The following is a 19,480-nucleotide window of genomic DNA, read 5'->3' on the forward strand; positions in this document are numbered from 1 at the left end:
TTATCACTCATGTTCATAAGTCGGGGATATTGCCCCCACATTTTTAATTTTGAATTATCAAAGAGGTAATTATGGTTGCAAATCTAGAACGTCAAAAACAAGAAAAGTCTAGCTCTAATTTATGCGAACAATGGCAAGATTTTGTGGTTGGTAAATGGAATCAAGAAGTTAATGTTCGTGATTTTATTCAGCAGAATTATACACCTTATGATGGCGATGATTCTTTTTTAGCCAATGCGACTGAACGTACTCAAAATCTTTGGGGTTTAGTTAGTGATTTGATGAAGTTAGAACGGGAAAAAGGGATCTTAGATACTGATACTCAAGTACCATCAAATATTGTTTCCCATGCGCCTGGTTATATTGATCCTACATTAGAGCAAATTGTTGGTTTACAAACTGATAAACCCTTGAAACGGGCAATTATGCCTTTTGGTGGGATTCGGGTGGTAAAAAACTCCTTGGAATCTTATAATTATCAACTTGATCCCCAAACAGAAGAGATATTTACTAAATATCGCAAAACTCACAATGATGGTGTTTTTGATGGCTATACTAAACAGATGAAATTAGCAAGGCATTCTGGTATTATTACCGGATTACCTGATGCCTATGGACGGGGAAGAATTATTGGTGATTATCGTCGGGTAGCATTGTATGGAGTTGATCGTTTAATTCTCGATAAAAAAGAGCAGTTAGAATCCATAGAATTAGACGATATGCTAGAGTCAACTATTCGACTCCATGAAGAAATTGTTGAGCAAATTCGTGCATTAGAAGAACTCAAAGTCATGGCAGCTAGTTACGGCTTTGATATTAGTTTGCCGGCTGCAAATGGCAAAGAAGCTGTACAGTGGACTTACTTTGCTTATTTAGGTGCTGTTAAAGAACAAAATGGTGCGGCCATGTCTTTGGGAAGAGTTTCTACTTTCCTAGATATCTACTTTGAGAGAGATTTAAACAATGGTACATTAACAGAATCTCAAATTCAAGAAATCATTGATCATTTTGTCATCAAATTACGAATGGTGAGGTTTTTACGCGCCCCAGAATATAATCAATTATTCTCTGGTGATCCAACTTGGGTGACAGAATGTGTTGGTGGTATGGGAGAAGATGGACGCTCTTTAGTCACAAAAACTAGCTTCCGTTTCCTCCACACTTTATATAATTTAGGTGCCGCACCAGAACCCAATTTAACTGTCCTGTGGTCAGAAAATTTGCCTGTGAACTTTAAGCACTTCTGTACTAAAGTTTCCATTGAAAGTAGTTCGATTCAATACGAAAATGACGACCTAATGCGTCCTAAATATGGCGATGATTATGCCATAGCTTGTTGTGTTTCCGCCATGCGAATTGGTAAACAAATGCAGTTTTTTGGCGCTCGTGCTAATTTAGCTAAGGCTTTGTTATATGCCATTAATGGTGCGAAAGATGAAAAAACAGGTCATCTTGTAACCACTGGTTTTGTTCCCATTACTTCAGAATATTTAGATTATGAAGAAGTGATGGAAAAATTTGACAAAATCATGGATTGGTTGGCGAAGTTGTATGTCAACACTCTGAATGTGATCCACTATATGCACGATAAATATTGTTATGAACGTCTGGAAATGGCGTTACATGATCGTGATGTTTATCGGACAGTAGCTTGTGGTATTGCAGGTTTATCGGTGGTGGCTGATGCTTTATCTGCTATTAAATATGCCAAGGTAAAACCAATTCGTGATGAGAATGGTTTAGCAATAGATTATGAAATTGAGGGAGATTATCCTCAGTTTGGCAATAATGATCATCAAGTGGATGAAATTGCAGTTAATCTTGTTCAGACTTTCATGGATAAACTGCGTCAACAAAAAACCTATCGTCAAGCTGTACCAACTCAATCAGTTTTAACTATTACTTCCAACGTTGTTTATGGCAAAATGACAGGTAATACACCTGATGGTAGAAAAGCAGGTGAACCTTTTGCTCCTGGTGCAAATCCTTTACATGGTAGAGATAAAAAAGGTGCGATCGCATCTCTGGAATCTGTGGCTAAACTACCCTATAAACACGCTCAAGATGGCATTTCGTACACTTTCTCTATTGTCCCCAATGCTTTAGGTAAAACTCCCAAAGATAAAATTAATAATCTCAGTGGAATGTTAGATGCTTATTTCCACAATGAAGGACACCACATTAATGTCAACGTTTTGGATAAAGAAACTCTGCTCGATGCAATGGAGCATCCTGAAAAATATCCTCAGCTAACAATTCGAGTTTCTGGATATGCGGTGAACTTTATTAAGTTAACCCGTGAACAACAGTTAGATGTGATTAAACGAACTTTCCACGATCACATTTAAAGTTAAGGACAAGAGATTAATTAAAATGTCTGATCTTTAACATGTTGTAGTTTTTCTATCATACCTGTTTTATAACCCCCCTTTGTACGAAAGAAGGGGGGAATCTTTTGTATAGGGATAGGATTTGATTTATAAATTTTTCGTTGAGGTAGGTAACAGGGAAGAAGGATTTCAGTGTTTATCCAGACCTGTATGGCTATGCCACGCAAGCTATCAAAAATTAAATAGGATTCCTATATAATCATTAAAATGAAGCGGTATTAGTTTCGGAAAATTAACTCCCATATCACAAGATAAAAAAATTATGCAACCTGTAATAGTGATTGGTTACGGTAACGAATTACGAGGTGATGATGCGATTGGACAACAGGTAGCAAAAGTTGTAAAATATTGGTGTTTATCATCTGTAGAATCAATTGCCATTCACCAACTAACACCTGAATTAGCTGAACCTTTAGCAAATTCTCGGTTAGCAATTTTTGTAGATGCCTGTATTAATTCCCAATCTCATGAAGTACAGGTACAACCATTATTACCCAATGAATCAAATACTATTAACCCCCATACAAGTGATCCGCGCACCTTACTTTCCCTAGCTCAATTTCTCTATGGTAATTCTCCCAAAGCATGGTTAATTACAGTCCCAGGAGAGAATTTTAAATTGTGCGATCGCATTTCACTAACAGCACAAAAAGGCATTACCACTGCACTTTCAAAAATCATGCAAATTCTAGAACAAAATAACAATTCATGGATGAATTCAGAGTGAAAAATGGGTAATGGGTAATTGGTATAACTTTTAATCAAGAACTAATAACCAATGACTAATGACTAATAACAAATCACTGATTAAGGAGTAATTATGCAAGCATCTATCACACGAAACCCAGACAAAGCTTACGACATCTTACAAACTGAGAGACTAAACCCCTTAGACGCGATTTTTGCACCTCAAACCGTTGCTGTTATTGGTGCTAGTGAAAAACCTGGAAGTGTGGGTAGAACTTTACTTTGGAATTTAATTACAAATCCGTTTAATGGAACAGTTTTTCCTATCAATCCTAAGCACAATAGTGTATTAGGAATTAAAGCCTATCCTACTATTTTTGATGTTCCTGAAAAAATAGATTTAGCGGTAATTGCTACCCCTGCACCTACAGTACCACAAATTATTACTGATTGTGTGCAAGCTGGAATTAAAGGGGCAATAATTATCTCGGCTGGTTTTAAAGAAGCAGGAGAAAAAGGAATAGCTTTAGAAAAAGAAATTCTCGACATAGCACACAAAGGAAAAATTAGAATTATTGGACCAAACTGTTTAGGAGTTATGAGTCCAATTTCCGGTTTAAATGCCACATTTGCTAGTAAAATGGCACAACCAGGAAACGTAGGTTTCCTCAGTCAAAGCGGTGCTTTATGTACATCAATTCTAGATTGGAGTTTACAGGAAAACGTTGGTTTTAGTGCCTTCGTTTCTATCGGTTCAATGTTAGATATAGGTTGGGGAGACTTAATTTATTATTTGGGAGATGACCCCAATACAAAAAGTATTGTAATTTATATGGAATCCATCGGTGATGCGCGTTCTTTTCTATCCGCAGCGAGAGAAGTAGCATTAACAAAACCGATAATTGTTATTAAAGCCGGTCGTACCGCAGCAGCAGCAAAAGCGGCCGCTTCTCATACAGGTTCATTAGCAGGAAGTGATGCTGTTTTAGATGCTGCATTTAGAAGATGTGGAGTATTAAGAGTTGATAGTATTTCTGATTTATTTGATATGTCAGAAGTATTAGCAAAACAACCGCGCCCCAAAGGTCCACATTTAACAATTTTAACTAATGCTGGTGGTCCTGGAGTCTTAGCCACCGATACATTAATAGAAAGTAAAGGCAAACTCGCACCAATTTCCCAAGAAGTCATTAATTCTTTGAATGAAATTTTACCACCACAATGGAGTCATAATAACCCGATTGATATTTTAGGAGATGCCGATCCTCAACGTTATACAAAAGCTTTAGAAATTGCAGCTAAAGATCCTAATAGTGATGGGTTATTAGTAATTTTAACACCCCAAGCTATGACCGATCCAACAAAAATTGCTGAGGAATTAAAACCCTATTCCCAAATGGCGAATAAACCAATTTTAGCTAGTTGGATGGGTGGGGAAGATGTGGCGGAAGGAAAACAAATTCTTAACCGTCAAGGTATTCCTACTTATGCTTATCCCGATACAGCAGCGCGGATATTTAGCTATATGTGGCAGTATAGCTATAACCTCAAGGGTATTTATGAAACTCCGGTATTACCAAGTTTAGAATGTGATATAAATACCCGTGATTGTGCATTGGTGGAAACCATTATTAACGATGCCAGAAAAGCAGGAAGAACGATTTTAACAGAGTTTGAATCTAAAGAAATATTAGCTGCTTATGGTATTCCAGTTGTCGCTGGAAGTATTGCTAAGAGTGCAGAAGAAGCAGTAGAATGTGCGGAGAAAATCGGTTATCCCGTGGTTTTAAAATTGTATTCTCAAACCATTACCCATAAAACAGATGTGGGGGGAGTACAGTTAAATTTGCGAAATGCCGAAGCTGTAAAAAGAGCTTATCATTTAATAGAAACTTCGGTATTACAAAAAGCCAAACTAGAAGATTTTTTAGGCGTAACCGTGCAGCAGATGGTCAAAACTAGCGGTTATGAATTGATAATTGGTAGTAGTTTAGATCCGCAGTTTGGACCAGTATTATTATTTGGTGCTGGGGGAGAATTAGTCGAGGTTTTCCAAGATAGCGCCATTGCTTTACCACCTTTAAATAGTACCCTAGCACGGCGAATGATGGAACAAACTAAAATCTACAAAGCTTTAAAAGGAGTGCGGGGTAGACAAAGTATAGATATGGCAGCTTTGGAGGAATTGTTAGTAGTATTTAGTCATTTGGTAGTTGAACAACCAGCGATTAAAGAAATAGATATTAATCCTTTATTAGCTATTCCTCCCTCTCCTGATCATCCTGGTGGTTTAATAGCATTAGATGGTAGAATAGTTTTACATTCTGCTGATGTAGGAGAAACGGAATTACCAAAATTAGCAATTCGTCCCTATCCTCACCAATATGTTAGTGATTGGACATTAAAAAATGGTACACCAATTACTATCCGTCCGATCCGTCCAGAAGATGAACCATTAATGGTAAAATTCCATAAAACACTATCAGAGGAAAGTGTTTATTTGCGGTATTTTCACATGGTTAAATTAAGTCAAAGAATAGCTCATGAAAGACTGACAAGAATTTGTTTTATTGATTATGATCGAGAAATGGCATTAGTCGCAGAACATCACAACCCAGAAACTCAAGCAACGGAAATTTTAGCCGTAGGAAGATTGAGTAAATTACATGGTAATGATGGGGCAGAATTTGCTATGCTGGTGAGCGATCGCTATCAATGTAATGGTTTAGGTACAGAGTTAGTCAAGAGATTAATAGAAGTAGGTAAAAACGAGAAAATATCCTCTATTTCTGCTGATATCTTAGCTGATAATTTAGGAATGCAAAAAGTATGTGAAAGACTCGGTTTTAAGGTGTCACATAGCAATGATGCAACGGTGTTAAAAGCTGAAATTGATTTGTAATCAGTCAGTATACTGTAGGGGTTTAGCATTGCTAAACCCTTACTATTTTTACTTCCTTAACACTCAAAGCTTACTAATATTTTTTTCTGTATACTCTGTGTCTCTGTAGTTCGTTATTAAAAAAATATGCTGCAAAACAATATTAATCAAATTTGGCAAAATCTGGAAAATACCAAAACAGAAAAACAGCCATTTACCCAAGATGTAATTAATAACTTACCAGAACCAGTACAACGTTATTTCTTACACGCTATTACTTTGGGAACACCCTTAGCAACTGGTGTGAAGTTAAAAATGCAAGGTTATTTTCAACCTAGTAAAGATAAAAAATTACCCATGCAAGCTACAGAAATTTTAACTGCTAAAGGATTTGTTTGGCAAGCAGTAATGGGTAATAAATTTTTTAATATTAAAGGAGCAGATTATTATTATAATAATTCAGCAAAAGTAGAGTTTAAAATTTGGGGGTTAATCCCATTAGTCAAAGAAGAAAATCCTGATATTAACCGTTCTAGTATTGGTAGATTTGCAGGTGAATTATTCTGGTTGCCATCTGCTTTATTACCACAAAATCAGGTAAGTTTGCAAGCTATTGATCACAATACAATTCAAGCAACTTTCAATATTGAGGGTGAAACAGTTAATCTCACTTTTATCATTGATGAAAATGGTAGAGTTTTAGAAGTAAAATTACCACGTTGGGGAAATCAAACCACAGATAAAAGTTGGCAATATATACCCTTTGGTGGTACATTTTCTCAAGAAACTAGTTTTCAAGGTTATACTATTCCTTCCCAAATAAATGCAGGATGGTGGTTAGGAAGCGAACAGTATAATGGTTTTTTTCAAGCAAGTATTGAGGAGGCGGAATTTTTTTAAGTTGTTTTTAAGCATTTGGGAAAGTTTAGATGTTAAAATATTATCAAAGAGCCAAATTTATGGAAATGTAAATACTCAACTATGACTAAGATTATTTTAGAAGATTTAGATCCCATTATTATCGAGACTTTAAAAACTCGCGCCGAAAAACATGGTAACTCTTTACAGGCAGAAATTAAGACAATTTTACAACAGGTAATTCAAGCAGAAGCGGAAAAAATAAAAAGTTCCGAAGATGAGATAATTCAGCAAAAATCTGTTTTAATGCTGCAACAAATTGAAAATCATGCTCGTCTAAATGGTAAAGAAATTAATTCATTTAGCAATGTTGCCACCATCATAAATGAACCTGAATTACTAGAAATTAAAAATCAATTAAAAGAATTAAAACAAGAAATGTCTCTGGGGGAATTATCCATTAGAGAAGCAAGAGAAGAAGGAAGAAGATATTAATGTTATTTGTTTTAGATTGCTCTGTTGCCATAAGTTGGTGTTTGTCAGATGAAGATAATAGTTACGCTAATTCAGTTTACAATATACTTGTAACTGGAAATCAGGCTATAGTTCCTACTTTTTTCTGGTTAGAAATTAGTAATGTTTTGTATGTTGCCGAAAAAAGAAATCGTAATACAAGGGAACAAAGTGATACAGCTTTAAAACTGCTTCAGAAATTGCCTATTATTATTGATTTAATACCTGTAAATGAAACTATTATCGCTACTCTAGATTTAGCTAGACAGTATAATCTTGCTGCCTATGATGCAGCTTATTTAGAGTTGGCAATGAGAGAGAAATTATTACTAGCAACTACCGATAATCGGCTGGCTAATGCAGCCAAAAATCTTAATTTGCTGCTAGAAGATCCGAATGTATAATAATTTTGATTTTAGATGTTTTTTTAAGAGCTTATTGGGGTAATTTCTCTAAAATCTCCCTCGTAATATTCGCCCTATATTCGTCGTTATATTCAATAAATATATCTAATGCTGTTTGTAAATTTACCCTCGCTTCTTGATCATTTTCCTGTAAGTGTGCCAATATACCTAAATTTTGATAAGTTAAGGCTTGAGAATATCTATCCCCATATTCGATATAGATAGCTAAAGCTTGTTGATAAAATTCCCGTGCTTGGGCATATTCTCGCATTTCTTGGGCTACTCTTCCCAACTGGTGGTAAGTTCCAGCTGTTTCATATCTATCCCCATATTCGATATAGATAGCTAAAGCTTGTTGATAAAATTCCCGTGCTTGGGCATATTCTCGCATTTCTTGGGCTACAATTCCCAACTGGTGGTAGGTTCTAGCTTCGTTATCATGATCATTTAATTCTTGATCAATTGTTAGACAGAGTTGATAATACTTTCTAGCTGCTGAAAAATGCCGTAAATTCAAATAAGCATTACCTAATTTAAATAAAACATAACCTTCACCATTACGGTTTTTTAATTTTTTGGAAATATTTAACCCTTGTTGATAAAAATCAATCGCTGTTTCAAACTTCCTTTCCTCACTATAAGCATCACCAATTTTATTTAAAACCTGACTTTTAAAATTTACATCTGCTAATTTTTCCGCAATTTGTAAAGCTTCCTCTAAACATTCCCTCGCTATTTCCGGTTGATGCTGACTAATATAAGCTGTTCCCAACTCCAATAAAATATTACCATACCTGCGTAAATTGCCATCATTTACTTGCTCACAGGTAGGCTTATATTCCATTAATAAACGTTGTAAAATCCCAATCCTTTCTTGCTTTTCCGGTGGTTCTACTCTGTCAATTTTGATTTCAGCTTGTAAAGTTTGAGCAATGGCATTTTCTCTGGTTTTTTCTAAAGTTTTAAATCTAAACACACCAGAACGCCAAGCCCAAAAGTCAGGGGCAAATTTCGCTAATCTATTAATAGCGTAATCTGGTAAAATAAATAAAATAGGATGAGGTACGGTTTTTTTATAAGCATCCCGGACAAAATTTAAATCTTGTAAAACTGGCGGATATTCCCCAGAAAGACCAATAGATTTTTCTAAACCTTGAATAATTAATACTAACTTTTTATTTGCTTCTTTTTCAACTTTTGGCAATTCCTGAATAATTGCATCTCGTAAAAATCGCAAATTCGGATCGGGAAAATTGAGAGTTACAAACTGAACTTCCTGACATTTATAATCGGTTTTTAAAGCATTAATTAATAACTCTGCATCGGTAGGAAAGTTAATTTCAATAAATCCCAAAGTTAACTTTTCGGAAAAGTCAACAAAAGTCAACAATTCCGCAAAAATATCCTCATTCAAAGCGATAAATTGCCCCAATTCAAAATTAAAATCAGGCTGTAATTTCTGCCAGTGCTTGTCTGAAAAATTCATTTTGCATTACCACTGGGTTAGGATAATTCCATCGGTTATCACCGTTATATTCTAAAACCGAAGTATTAAACAGCATTAACTGTCCAATATCATCTTTACTCACATCTTTATTAATACAAACTTGCACTAACAATGGATAATGGTCATTGGGAATAAATCTTTCAAAACTAAATTGTTGTTGTTTGACAGCATAAACAATATCTTCAGCTTGAATTTTATCATGATCATTAGTGCTGGCACGTAAACAAGCAGCCCTCATGATTTGCATAAGTTGACGTACATGGCCACCACTAGCCTTTGCTAATTCTAGCAATTCATCACGGGAATTAAACACAGCATCAATATCTACCCTTTTTTCAATTAAACTAGCTAATGCCTCCAGTCCTGTTTGATTATCTTGTAAATGGGAACTTTGCCGATCAAATTGGTAAATATTCACCATTGGTACAATATGAGGATTACCATCAAACAAAGATAGGGGATTTTTTGGCGAACACAAAACCGAAATAGGAACTGTATAAATAATTGTACAATGCAGTTCTTGTAATTGTGCCGCATATTCAAAAAATAAATGATCTGCAACTCCAGGAGGAACACGATCTAAATTATCAAAAATAATTAGTAAACCCTTGTAGTCTGGATACTTTTTCCGCAATTTAGCATAAGCGTCATCTAGTAAAAGGTTAATATCTGCTTTAAGTCGAGAAATATCTTTTTCTAAAGTTTGACGAATAGACGTTTTTTGTTTATCAGATCCTTTAATCTGTGCCAATAACTTCACCATTAATTTAGCAATAAATGGCGCGTCTGCGCCCAAGCTGGCTTCTGATTCTACACTGACAGATTTTTCTACACTCTCTTCATTTTCTTGAGTAATTTCTTTAAACCAATTCTCAAAACTTTTTAATAGTCTTTCATCAAATTTTAACCCTAATTTCCGCAAAGTAAATTCAACTTGTTTAATGACTATTAAATATAAATCTGTGAAATTAGCATCATTAATATCTGTTTCTTCATTCACTTCTAAATAAATCACATGATAATTTTCCTCCCAGATATTTTGAATCCTTTTTAACTCTGTACTTTTTCCTGAACCACGATGACCGGTAAATAAAATAGTAGTGTAATTTCCAGCTTCCTGAAAATCCAAAATTGTACTTACACCCTTAACGGCTGAAGATTTTCGCACTGCTGATAAATCAACATAGTATTTTTCTATATCTGGACCTTCTAGCGGTTCTAAACTACAAGCATTATAAGCAGCTTTGAGAGTATTAGCACGTTGAAAATTAAGCTGATTCATAGATATTTTTATTGATTTTATCATATCAATATAATTTTACAAGCCTAATATCTTAGCCTATTTTTAAAATAAAAGCAATATAGCAATCTTGAATTAAGCTGTTGGACATTTAACTTGCATATTATCTAAAATTGAAACTCTTGTGGGGTGGGCATCCTGCCCGCCTTGGTGCAAATTAAAGGTTTAAGCTGATGTGCAGCTAAACTGTATAATTAAAAAACCTGAAGTTACAGTAGCACAAGCATCTTGCTTGTATTAATTATTCAAGTTAAAGGCACAACAAACAGCTTATTTATAAACACGAAAATACCCAACTTATTCAAGAAGTCAGAGATTTAAAAATATCATCATTTGTTATCCCTTAACTGAAAGGTATAGAAATATTGCCTTCTGGCTGATTTTGTCTATTTACTGGATATTTCATCCACTGATAAGCCACAAAAATCAACAATAACCCAATCAAAAATAAAAACACCATCAAAGCAATTTGATACCAAATAACTTGGGGTAAAAGTAAATCTAAAACTAGGTGGATTAAATTCATTACACCATAAAAAATAGTTAAGCCAAAATGAATAAATCGATAACGTTTATTTTCTGTAAATGTATTCCCAATAATTGCTAACATCGGCAATATAAAGAAGCCTAACATTAACCAAAAAATACCCGATACTTCATTAAGTGATGTTGCTGGTTGGGATTCTACTACATCTAACCCGTGAAATAATGGCATTAAACCCAACTGTGTATGAAACAACGTACCTAATAAAAAAACTATCCATAGATTAATAATTTTTTGTCTATAATTAATTGCCATTTTTCTTGCACAATTACTACATTTTATAACCAAATTTACGCAGTAAATCATGACGTGATTTTATATCCTCATTTCCTTCTACACCCTTGGGTAAAAATCCATCAATCACACCAATAATACCCCTTCCTTGTTCGGTTTCTGCCAAAATTACTTGTACAGGATTAGCAGTAGCACAATAAATATTGCAAACTTCTGGACATTGTTTAATAGCATTAAGAAAGTTTATCGGATAAGCATCTTTTAACACAATTAAAAAACAGTGTCCAGCACTTATAGATTTGGCATTTTTAGTAGCTACTGCTTGCAAAGTATGATCATTGCCAGCCATTCTAATTAAACAAGCGGCGGATGCTTCACAGAAAGCAATACCAAATTTAACCTGTGAGGATATTCCTACCATGATTTCATATAAATCCTCTACGGTTTTGATAAAGTGAGTTTGTCCTAAAATCAGGTTACAACCTACAGGAATTTCTAAAGTTACGGTTTTTAGTTCCATTTTGGGTTACAATTTGATTTGTTAAGTGTAGCAAAGTATCAGTTTATGGAACGTCAAGCATTGAAAGAAAAATTACAAGTATTAATTAAGGAACTTAAAAAACAGGATGATGGTTCTCCTATTACTAATTTAAAAATTGACCCAAAGAAAGCCGCAGAAATAGAAAGTTTAACAGTTGAATTAGAAAATCTCAATCCCCATCCTCAACCACTCCAGAATGCTATTAATTTATTAAATGGAGTCTGGCAATTACAATACTCTACAGCTAGAGAAATTCGCGCTTTGGATTCTCTCCCATTAGGATTAAGTATAGGTAAGGTTTATCAAGTAATTAATGTTGCTGATGCACAATTTTTTAACCTTGCTTATGTCAAACATCCCCTAAAATTTATTTCAGGATATGTAAAAGTAACAGCTAGATTTGAACCTGATTTAGCTCAATCTAACTTACCAGATAAGCGAATTAATGTTTATTTTGATAAACGTTATTTAGCGATTGATAAAATTATAGGTGTTAACACTCCTCAACTAAATCCTTTTAAAGTTGTAGATGCTAAAGGTCCCAAAGGTAGAGTTGCAACTCTGGATATTACTTACTTAGATGAAACATTAAGGATTGGTAGAGGAGGTGATGAAAGTTTATTTATTCTCCAGAAAGCTAATGATTTACCTGATTTACAGCAGATTTTTTGACAATCTGCGCCCTCAAGGGACGCAGATTGTGGGTTCAAAGAGTCTACTTAGATTAGATTCCCAATTTTTCTAACATTGGTTTTGTGGAAACAATGTGACGTTCTAAACCCAGTAATTCAGGACTAACTCCTAAAGCCAAAGCAATTAATTGTGGTAAATGTAAAATAGGTAAACCTAATTTTTTACCAATCACCTTTTCTACCTCTGGTTGACGAGAATCTAAATTAAGATGACACAGGGGACAAGGTGTAACAATACAATCAGCACCACTTGATAAAGCTTCTTGAATGTGCATACCTGCCATTTGGAAAGATTCGGTAGTAGCATAGCTAGAGAGAGGCCAACCGCAACATTGGGTGCGTCCACGATAATATATGGGTGTTGCTCCTATAGCCCGAAACACATTTTCCATTGCTTCTGGTTGGAATGGATCATCATAGGGCATGGATTTTTGAGCGCGGAGGAGATAACAGCCATAAAAAGCTGCACACTTGAGTCCGCTTAACTTGCGGGTGACACGCTGGCTGATTTTGTCTAAACCATAATCTGTAACCAAAGCGTAAAGTAAATGTTTGACCTCTGTACTACCCCGATAAGGAGAACAACCTTCTTTTTCTAGCAACCCATTGACTTGATGAAGATAAGCTGGGTTAGTTCCTTGGCATTGCTTGAGACGTTCATCAACATGACCAATCACACCTTGACAGGTGCTGCAATGAGTAAGAAGAGGTAGATTTAATTCTTCTGCTAAAGCTATATTCCGAGCGTTAACTGTATCTTCTAACAATTGAGAATCTTCTTTAAATGTACCAGAACCGCAACAAGCAGCTTTTTTAAGTTCAATGAGTTCAATACCCAAAGCTTGGGTAAGTGATTGAGTAGAGAGATAAAGCTCCCGACAAGCTCCTTGAGCAACACAACCGGGGTAGTAAGCGTATTTTAAGGTTTGAGATAGCATAAAATTAAGTTTTGTTTACAGGCGTAGCGATCGCCCTGGTAAGACAAATTTAGCAGTTTCATTATCTCCCAACATAAGGCAGGGGAGCAGGGGAGCAGGGGAAGCAGGGAGCAGGGGGAAATATTTGTATTTTCCCAATCACCAATCACCAATCACCTTTTTCTGATAACTGTACTCAGGAACACCCTTTCCGATAAGATGTATATGCTCAAAGCAAGATTGCCCATAGAGAGCAGATCATAGCAACTGGTTAAGGACTTTTATATATGAGTGAAACAAAAACTACTTTTGACCGGGTTAAAAAAGTTATCGTCGATCAACTAGAGGTTGATGAGGAGAAAGTTGTACCAAACGCCTCATTTACAGATGATTTAGGGGCTGACTCTCTAGATATCGTGGAACTGGTAATGGCTTTTGAAGAAGAATTTGATATTGAAATTCCTGATGAAGCCGCCGAAAAGATTTTAAAGGTTCAAGAGGTAGTAGACTACATCGAAAATCAATAACTTTGCTACATCTACCTTTTAAGTTGTGAGGGAAGGGGTATCAGGGACTGGGGAGTGAGAAATATTTGATTTTGAACTGTCCCTAATTTTGATACCAATTATCCTTCATCCCTCAGCCCCAGTCTTAATATTTTTCTACCTGCTGCTTTTTCGTCACCTTTAACTGAATCATGACAGACTATAAACGTAAACGCGTTGTTGTAACAGGTGTAGGCGCGATTACACCTATTGGTAACAATCCATCTGAATATTGGGAAGGACTGTTAAGCGGACGTAATGGCATAGACTACATCACAGCTTTTGATGCGTCTAAGCATGATTGCCGCATTGCGGGGGAAGTGAAGAACTTCGATCCGCATGAATACATGGAGCGCAAAGAAGCCAAGCGCACTGATCGGTTTGCCCAATTTGCGATCGCAGGTGCTAAACAGGCTATATCAGACGCACAATTAGTTATCAATGACCTCAACGCCGAGCAAATAGGTGTCATGATCGGTTCAGGCATTGGTGGCATTAAAGTATTAGAAGACCAGCAAACAGTCTATCTAAACAAAGGACCAGACCGCTGTAGTCCATTCATGATCCCGATGATGATTGCCAACATGGCAGCAGGATTAACAGCAATTCATACTGGTGCAAAAGGTCCAAACTCCTGTTCTGTGACAGCTTGTGCCGCTGGTTCTAATGCTATCGGTGATGCCTTTCGCTTAATTCAAAATGGATATGCCCAAGCAATGATTTGTGGCGGATCAGAAGCAGCCGTTACACCATTGTCTGTAGCTGGATTTGCCGCAGCCAGGGCGCTATCCACAAAAAATGATCCAGAAAAAGCTTGTCGTCCCTTTGACAAAGATCGGGATGGCTTTGTCATGGGTGAAGGTTCAGGAATTTTAATTCTGGAAGAATTGGAACACGCAATCAGTCGTGGTGCGAGAATTTATGCAGAAATGGTCGGCTATGGGATGACCTGTGATGCTTATCATATTACTTCCCCCGTACCTGGTGGTTTAGGTGCAGCTAGAGCAATGGAACTGGCACTCAAAGATGGTCAGCTGACACCAGAAATGATTACCTATATTAATGCTCATGGAACCAGCACCCCAGCCAATGATGTCACAGAAACGGCAGCTATCAAAAAGGCTTTAGGCGATTATGCCTATAAGATAGCAATTAGTTCCACCAAATCCATGACAGGTCATTTGTTAGGTGGTTCAGGAGGAATAGAAGCAGTAGCTACAGTTTTGGCGATCGCTAATGACCACATCCCCCCCACCATCCACTTGGATAATCCTGATGAGGGTTGTGATTTAGATTATGTACCCCACACCAGCCGCGCTCAAATCGTAGAGGTGGCTTTATCCAACTCCTTTGGGTTCGGTGGTCATAATGTCACTTTGGCGTTTAAGAAACATCGCTAATGGTGACTGGTGATTGGGGATTGGTGACTGGGAAAATACAAATAATTTCCCCCTGTTCCCCTGCTCCCTGCTCCCTGCTCCTCTGCCTCCTGCCTCCTGAAGTGACCCTGTGGAACATATTATATATATCATTCCCAGCTAAACCAAGGGTTTGGCATGACCAAATTATTAGCTCTATTCATCACCTAAAACTCAGAAGATCCCGCTTGTCCTTATGCTAGTAGGAATGGGATGATGTAAATTGTGGGATCACTTGATAATGAACCCAAAAACAGAAAGCTACAAAGAGTCCTAACCCGTCGTTAACAATAAAAAATTATGGCTGTTGCAACCAAATCCATCGAAGAACTTTGTATTAACTCAATCCGTTTTTTGGCTGTTGATGCCATAGAAAAATCCAAGTCGGGACACCCTGGACTACCTATGGGCGCTGCTCCTATGGCGTTTGTCCTGTGGAACTCCTTCATGCGGTATAACCCCAAAAATCCTAAATGGTTTAACCGCGATCGCTTTGTTCTCTCTGCTGGTCATGGCTCAATGTTGCAGTATGCCTTGCTGTATCTGATGGGCTACGATAGCGTTACCATAGATGACATCAAGCAATTTCGTCAATGGGGGTCTAAGACCCCAGGCCACCCAGAAAACTTTGTGACAGATGGTGTGGAAGTAACTACTGGTCCCTTGGGTCAAGGTATTGCTAACGCAGTTGGTTTAGCTTTAGCAGAAGCACATCTAGCAGCTAAGTTTAACAAACCCGGTGCGACAATTGTAGACCATTACACCTATGTAATTCTGGGTGATGGTTGCAACATGGAAGGTATTTCTGGTGAAGCTGCTTCTATCGCTGGACACTGGGGATTAGGTAAATTAATCGCCCTGTACGATGATAACCACATCTCTATTGATGGTTCTACCGATGTAGCTTTTACAGAGGATGTTTCTAAGAGATTTGAAGCCTACGGTTGGCACGTACTTCACGTTAAAGATGGTAACACCGATTTAGAAGGAATTGCCAAAGCGATCGAAGCAGCAAAAGCTGTCACCGACAAACCCACCATGATCAAGGTGACAACCACCATTGGTTATGGTTCTCCCAACAAAGCAAATACTGCAGGTATTCACGGTGCTGCTTTAGGTGCAGATGAAACAGCATTAACCCGGAAAAACTTAGGTTGGGATTATGCACCCTTTGAAATTCCTCAAGACGTTCTTGATCACACCCGCAAAGCAGTAGAACGCGGTGCTGCTTACGAAGCAGACTGGAAAAAAACCTTAACTGAATACAAAGCTAAATATCCCCAAGAAGCGGCAGAATTTGAACGTTTCCTCAGTGGTGAATTACCAGAAGGTTGGGATCAAGTTCTTCCCACCTATACCGCCGAAGACAAAGCACAACCCACCCGCAAACACTCAGAAATCTGTCTCAACAAACTAGGGGTTGTTTTACCTGAATTAATTGGTGGTTCTGCTGACTTAACCCACTCCAACCTCACCGAACTCAAAGGTGCTGGAGACTTCCAAAAAGGACAATTCCAAAACCGTAACATTCACTTTGGTGTACGGGAACACGCAATGGGCGCGATCTGTAACGGTATAGCCTTACATCGCTCCGGTTTAATGCCCTACGGTGCAACCTTCTTAATTTTCACAGACTATATGCGGGCTGCTATTCGTTTAGCTGCGCTCTCTGAAGCTGGTTCAATTTGGGTAATGACTCACGACTCCATCGGCCAAGGTGAAGACGGTCCTACTCACCAACCCATTGAAACTTTAGCTTCTCTGCGTGCTATTCCTGATTTAACAGTAATTCGTCCCGCAGATGGAAATGAAACTTCTGGTGCTTACAAAGTAGCGATCCAAAAGTCTAAAGAAAATGCTTCCACTCTCTTAGCTTTCACCCGTCAGAACGTCCCCAACTTAGGTGGTACATCTGTTGATGGTGTGGCTAAAGGTGCATACACCATTGTAGATTGTGCTGGTACACCAGACATCATTTTAATTGGTACTGGTTCAGAAGTTAGCCTCTGTGTAACTGCTGCTGAGAAACTAACCGCCGAAGGTAAGAAAGTCCGCGTTGTTTCTATGCCTTCTACAGACTTATTTGATGCTCAAGATGCAGCTTACAAAGAATCTGTACTACCAAAATCTGTTACAAAGCGTTTAGCGGTAGAAGCTGGTTGCAGTTTTGGCTGGCATAAATATGTTGGTACTGAAGGCGATACCGTCAGTATTGATAGCTTTGGTGCTTCTGCTCCTGGTGGTACTTGTATGGAGAAATTTGGCTTTACCGTTGATAATGTTTTAGCTAAAGCTAAGGCATTGTTAGGTTAATTAACAACAGAATATTTCTCTAAATAGTTTGAAGGTGGGGTGAAAATCCTACCTTTTTTGTTTTTGTGATTTGCAATACGAATTGACACTCTGCGTTCTAAAGGAGCGCAGATTCTTGATTCAACGTTTTCATATTCATTATTGCCAAAATTACCAAAAAAATAGTCGGCTTCAGCCGACTTTTGTTATGAGACTGGGAATTCATTCCCAGACGGTTATTCATTTTCAAACGGTTATATCAATCATGCGATCGCATCATGTAGAGAAACTGATTCTAATAATCACATCATTGTAATCGAAATCTCCACCATCAGGTAAATCTTCAAAACCAAAGATGTTATTTCCTAACAAACGAATGTGATCTACTCCGTTATTTAATCCCAAATAAGGGAAATAAACTTGCGGATCATTGTCAGTATTATTATCAAGTAATTGGGATAAAGTACCATTGACAACTATCATGGGAGCTAAGATTGAACCAGTGGCAATGATGGCGCTATCTGTAAATTTACCTTGGTTATCAACAGCAAATTTGATGCGTTCACCATTTTCTGAGTTGGTGATGATATTGTTAATTGCAGCTTGTAAATAATTCGCTCTATTGGCTGCGGTTGCTGTTAATGTATCAATTGTACCTTGAGCATTATCTACTCTATAAAAGTAGACTTCGTTGTTAAATGCAGCTTCCCGGAAAACAGAGAAATTAGCTTTTACTGTAGGGAAACGTAGATCTGTTAAATCTAGTATTTCTGCTTGTATTCCCCCTTGTTGTGTTGTACCTGTTTCTAGTGGATCGTCAGTAGATTCAATTCTGACTACCAGAGAATTTAATTCGGCAATAGTGCTACTATCCTTCCAAGAAAGGATATAACTATTATTGTCTTGGGTAATGCTTTGGGTTGAGAAATCAGCAAAAACGACGTTTGAATTTGATATTGCGCCAGTTCTCAAGCCATCTATTGTACCATTTCTGACTAAAAAGAATTGGAAGTTAATATCAGAATCAAATTCTAGTATGCGTCTCAAATTATTGGTTTGAATTTCCGTCGCAAATTCATCAGGAAGATTGGCGATCGCAGAGAAAACACTTTTTCCTTGGTTTTTAGCTCTTTCTAAAGCTGCTTCTCGATAACCTTCTTGTCCTGGTTTAATACTAATCCCATCATCTCTCCTAATAGTACCTTCGTTATCATCTGTAGAAAAAATACCCAGTTCATTAACAACATTGAAGGTGTTGGAAACAAGAATTACTTTGAGTCTGACGGGTTCGCCAACTCCTCTAATAGTAAAAATGTTGTTGTTGATATTAGGAGCTAGTGCGATTTCATTATCATTGATAGTTCCTTTAGCTGTACCATTTGTAGCACTGATAGTTGCACCATTTGTAGCATTGCTCAAATTGACAGTAAAAGTCTCATTTTTTTCTAATTGAGAATCTTCTGTTGTTTCAACAGTAAAGGTTTTCTCGGTTTCTCCCTGTGCAAAAGTCAAAGTTTCGGTTTTGGGTGTGAAGTCATCTTCTTCTGCTGTATCTTCTTCTGCAATAGATGTGGTTACGGTTACATTTTGTTCAGTTAAGTTATCTGTGGAACGAGTAACTGTAAAAGTGATACTATTACCTTCTGTTGCTGACGCTGCTGCAATACTAAATTGAGGAGTAGAATCATCGTTATTAATAGTACCTTTGGCTGTACCATTGGTAGAACTAATAATTGCACCACTCGTAGGATTACTTA

Annotated in this window: 16 protein-coding genes; 10 read left to right on the forward strand and 6 right to left on the reverse strand. The window is 37.1% G+C overall.

Annotation, left to right across the window (positions count from 1 at the left end; translation table 11 throughout):
* Positions 1–71: 71 nt before the first annotated feature.
* From pflB to FFR48_RS01910, 6 genes are all read left to right on the forward strand, one after another.
* Entirely contained in the window at positions 72–2,348 is a 2,277-nt protein-coding gene (gene pflB, locus FFR48_RS01885) for a formate C-acetyltransferase (RefSeq protein WP_137666170.1), read from the forward strand.
* Between the two features lie 304 nt (positions 2,349–2,652).
* Positions 2,653–3,117 carry a hydrogenase maturation protease gene (locus tag FFR48_RS01890; protein WP_201277556.1) on the forward strand — a complete coding sequence of 155 codons (465 nt, stop codon included), beginning with the start codon at positions 2,653–2,655 and terminating at the stop codon, positions 3,115–3,117.
* Between the two features lie 93 nt (positions 3,118–3,210).
* Positions 3,211–5,979 carry an acetate--CoA ligase alpha subunit gene (gene acs, locus FFR48_RS01895; protein WP_137666172.1) on the forward strand — a complete coding sequence of 923 codons (2,769 nt, stop codon included), beginning with the start codon at positions 3,211–3,213 and terminating at the stop codon, positions 5,977–5,979.
* 126 nt (positions 5,980–6,105) lie between these two features.
* Positions 6,106–6,858 (forward strand): DUF6920 family protein, encoded by a 753-nt coding sequence (locus tag FFR48_RS01900; RefSeq protein ID WP_199291150.1) that lies wholly within the window; start codon positions 6,106–6,108, stop codon positions 6,856–6,858.
* Positions 6,859–6,939: 81 nt separating this feature from the next.
* Complete coding sequence (locus FFR48_RS29240; RefSeq protein WP_228051886.1) at positions 6,940–7,311, forward strand: FitA-like ribbon-helix-helix domain-containing protein; 372 nt, start codon at positions 6,940–6,942, stop codon at positions 7,309–7,311.
* Positions 7,311–7,733, forward strand: a complete 423-nt coding sequence (locus tag FFR48_RS01910; RefSeq protein WP_137666173.1) for a type II toxin-antitoxin system VapC family toxin — start codon at positions 7,311–7,313, stop codon at positions 7,731–7,733. The genes FFR48_RS29240 and FFR48_RS01910 overlap by 1 nt, the downstream gene beginning before the upstream one ends.
* A gap of 31 nt (positions 7,734–7,764) precedes the next feature.
* On the opposite strand, the gene FFR48_RS01915 is transcribed toward FFR48_RS01910, so the two are convergent.
* From FFR48_RS01915 to FFR48_RS01930, 4 genes are all read right to left on the reverse strand, one after another.
* Positions 7,765–9,219, reverse strand: a complete 1,455-nt coding sequence (locus FFR48_RS01915; RefSeq protein ID WP_137666174.1) for a tetratricopeptide repeat protein — start codon at positions 9,217–9,219, stop codon at positions 7,765–7,767.
* The gene (locus FFR48_RS01920; protein ID WP_096571664.1) at positions 9,179–10,522 is read right to left on the reverse strand and encodes a P-loop NTPase fold protein; all 1,344 of its coding nucleotides are present in this window, start codon (positions 10,520–10,522) and stop codon (positions 9,179–9,181) included. Before FFR48_RS01920 ends, FFR48_RS01915 begins: the two co-directional genes overlap by 41 nt.
* Positions 10,523–10,883: 361 nt before the next feature.
* Positions 10,884–11,339: a hypothetical protein gene (locus FFR48_RS01925; protein WP_137666175.1), complete on the reverse strand. Its 456-nt coding sequence runs from the start codon at positions 11,337–11,339 to the stop codon at positions 10,884–10,886.
* Between the two features lie 16 nt (positions 11,340–11,355).
* On the reverse strand, positions 11,356–11,838 hold the full coding sequence (locus FFR48_RS01930; protein ID WP_137666176.1) for an adenosine-specific kinase: 483 nt from the start codon (positions 11,836–11,838) through the stop codon (positions 11,356–11,358).
* Positions 11,839–11,883: 45 nt separating this feature from the next.
* Here FFR48_RS01930 and FFR48_RS01935 point away from each other — a divergent pair, with 45 nt between their 5' ends.
* Positions 11,884–12,531: a PAP/fibrillin family protein gene (locus FFR48_RS01935; RefSeq protein ID WP_096571667.1), complete on the forward strand. Its 648-nt coding sequence runs from the start codon at positions 11,884–11,886 to the stop codon at positions 12,529–12,531.
* Positions 12,532–12,583: 52 nt separating this feature from the next.
* Here FFR48_RS01935 and FFR48_RS01940 read toward each other — a convergent pair whose 3' ends face one another.
* Complete coding sequence (locus FFR48_RS01940) at positions 12,584–13,489, reverse strand: CoB--CoM heterodisulfide reductase iron-sulfur subunit B family protein (protein WP_096571668.1); 906 nt, start codon at positions 13,487–13,489, stop codon at positions 12,584–12,586.
* 266 nt (positions 13,490–13,755) lie between these two features.
* Here FFR48_RS01940 and FFR48_RS01945 point away from each other — a divergent pair, with 266 nt between their 5' ends.
* The 3 genes from FFR48_RS01945 to tkt all read left to right on the forward strand — a co-directional run bounded on the left by FFR48_RS01945 (position 13,756) and on the right by tkt (position 17,744).
* Positions 13,756–13,995, forward strand: coding sequence for an acyl carrier protein (locus FFR48_RS01945; RefSeq protein ID WP_137666177.1), 240 nt, complete (start codon positions 13,756–13,758; stop codon positions 13,993–13,995).
* 170 nt (positions 13,996–14,165) lie between these two features.
* The gene (gene fabF, locus FFR48_RS01950) at positions 14,166–15,413 is read left to right on the forward strand and encodes a beta-ketoacyl-ACP synthase II (RefSeq protein ID WP_137666178.1); all 1,248 of its coding nucleotides are present in this window, start codon (positions 14,166–14,168) and stop codon (positions 15,411–15,413) included.
* Positions 15,414–15,731: 318 nt separating this feature from the next.
* The gene (gene tkt, locus FFR48_RS01955) at positions 15,732–17,744 is read left to right on the forward strand and encodes a transketolase (RefSeq protein WP_137666179.1); all 2,013 of its coding nucleotides are present in this window, start codon (positions 15,732–15,734) and stop codon (positions 17,742–17,744) included.
* Positions 17,745–17,999: 255 nt separating this feature from the next.
* Here tkt and FFR48_RS01960 read toward each other — a convergent pair.
* Positions 18,000–19,480: DUF4114 domain-containing protein (locus tag FFR48_RS01960; RefSeq protein WP_137666180.1), on the reverse strand; the 1,481-nt coding region annotated here is incomplete at its 5' end.

This window comes from Sphaerospermopsis reniformis, assembly GCF_005402885.1.
GTDB lineage: Bacteria > Cyanobacteriota > Cyanobacteriia > Cyanobacteriales > Nostocaceae > Sphaerospermopsis > Sphaerospermopsis kisseleviana.

Excerpts from the sequence above, each read along its gene's own strand:
- pflB (WP_137666170.1), top strand. The coding sequence starts at position 72 with ATGGTTGCAAATCTAGAACGTCAAAAACAAGAAAAGTCTAGCTCTAAT.
- FFR48_RS01890 (WP_201277556.1), top strand. The coding sequence starts at position 2,653 with ATGCAACCTGTAATAGTGATTGGTTACGGTAACGAATTACGAGGTGAT.
- acs (WP_137666172.1), top strand. The coding sequence starts at position 3,211 with ATGCAAGCATCTATCACACGAAACCCAGACAAAGCTTACGACATCTTA.
- FFR48_RS01900 (WP_199291150.1), top strand. The coding sequence starts at position 6,106 with ATGCTGCAAAACAATATTAATCAAATTTGGCAAAATCTGGAAAATACC.
- FFR48_RS29240 (WP_228051886.1), top strand. The coding sequence starts at position 6,940 with ATGACTAAGATTATTTTAGAAGATTTAGATCCCATTATTATCGAGACT.
- FFR48_RS01910 (WP_137666173.1), top strand. The coding sequence starts at position 7,311 with ATGTTATTTGTTTTAGATTGCTCTGTTGCCATAAGTTGGTGTTTGTCA.
- FFR48_RS01915 (WP_137666174.1), bottom strand. The coding sequence starts at position 9,219 with ATGAATTTTTCAGACAAGCACTGGCAGAAATTACAGCCTGATTTTAAT.
- FFR48_RS01920 (WP_096571664.1), bottom strand. The coding sequence starts at position 10,522 with ATGAATCAGCTTAATTTTCAACGTGCTAATACTCTCAAAGCTGCTTAT.
- FFR48_RS01925 (WP_137666175.1), bottom strand. The coding sequence starts at position 11,339 with ATGGCAATTAATTATAGACAAAAAATTATTAATCTATGGATAGTTTTT.
- FFR48_RS01930 (WP_137666176.1), bottom strand. The coding sequence starts at position 11,838 with ATGGAACTAAAAACCGTAACTTTAGAAATTCCTGTAGGTTGTAACCTG.
- FFR48_RS01935 (WP_096571667.1), top strand. The coding sequence starts at position 11,884 with ATGGAACGTCAAGCATTGAAAGAAAAATTACAAGTATTAATTAAGGAA.
- FFR48_RS01940 (WP_096571668.1), bottom strand. The coding sequence starts at position 13,489 with ATGCTATCTCAAACCTTAAAATACGCTTACTACCCCGGTTGTGTTGCT.
- FFR48_RS01945 (WP_137666177.1), top strand. The coding sequence starts at position 13,756 with ATGAGTGAAACAAAAACTACTTTTGACCGGGTTAAAAAAGTTATCGTC.
- fabF (WP_137666178.1), top strand. The coding sequence starts at position 14,166 with ATGACAGACTATAAACGTAAACGCGTTGTTGTAACAGGTGTAGGCGCG.
- tkt (WP_137666179.1), top strand. The coding sequence starts at position 15,732 with ATGGCTGTTGCAACCAAATCCATCGAAGAACTTTGTATTAACTCAATC.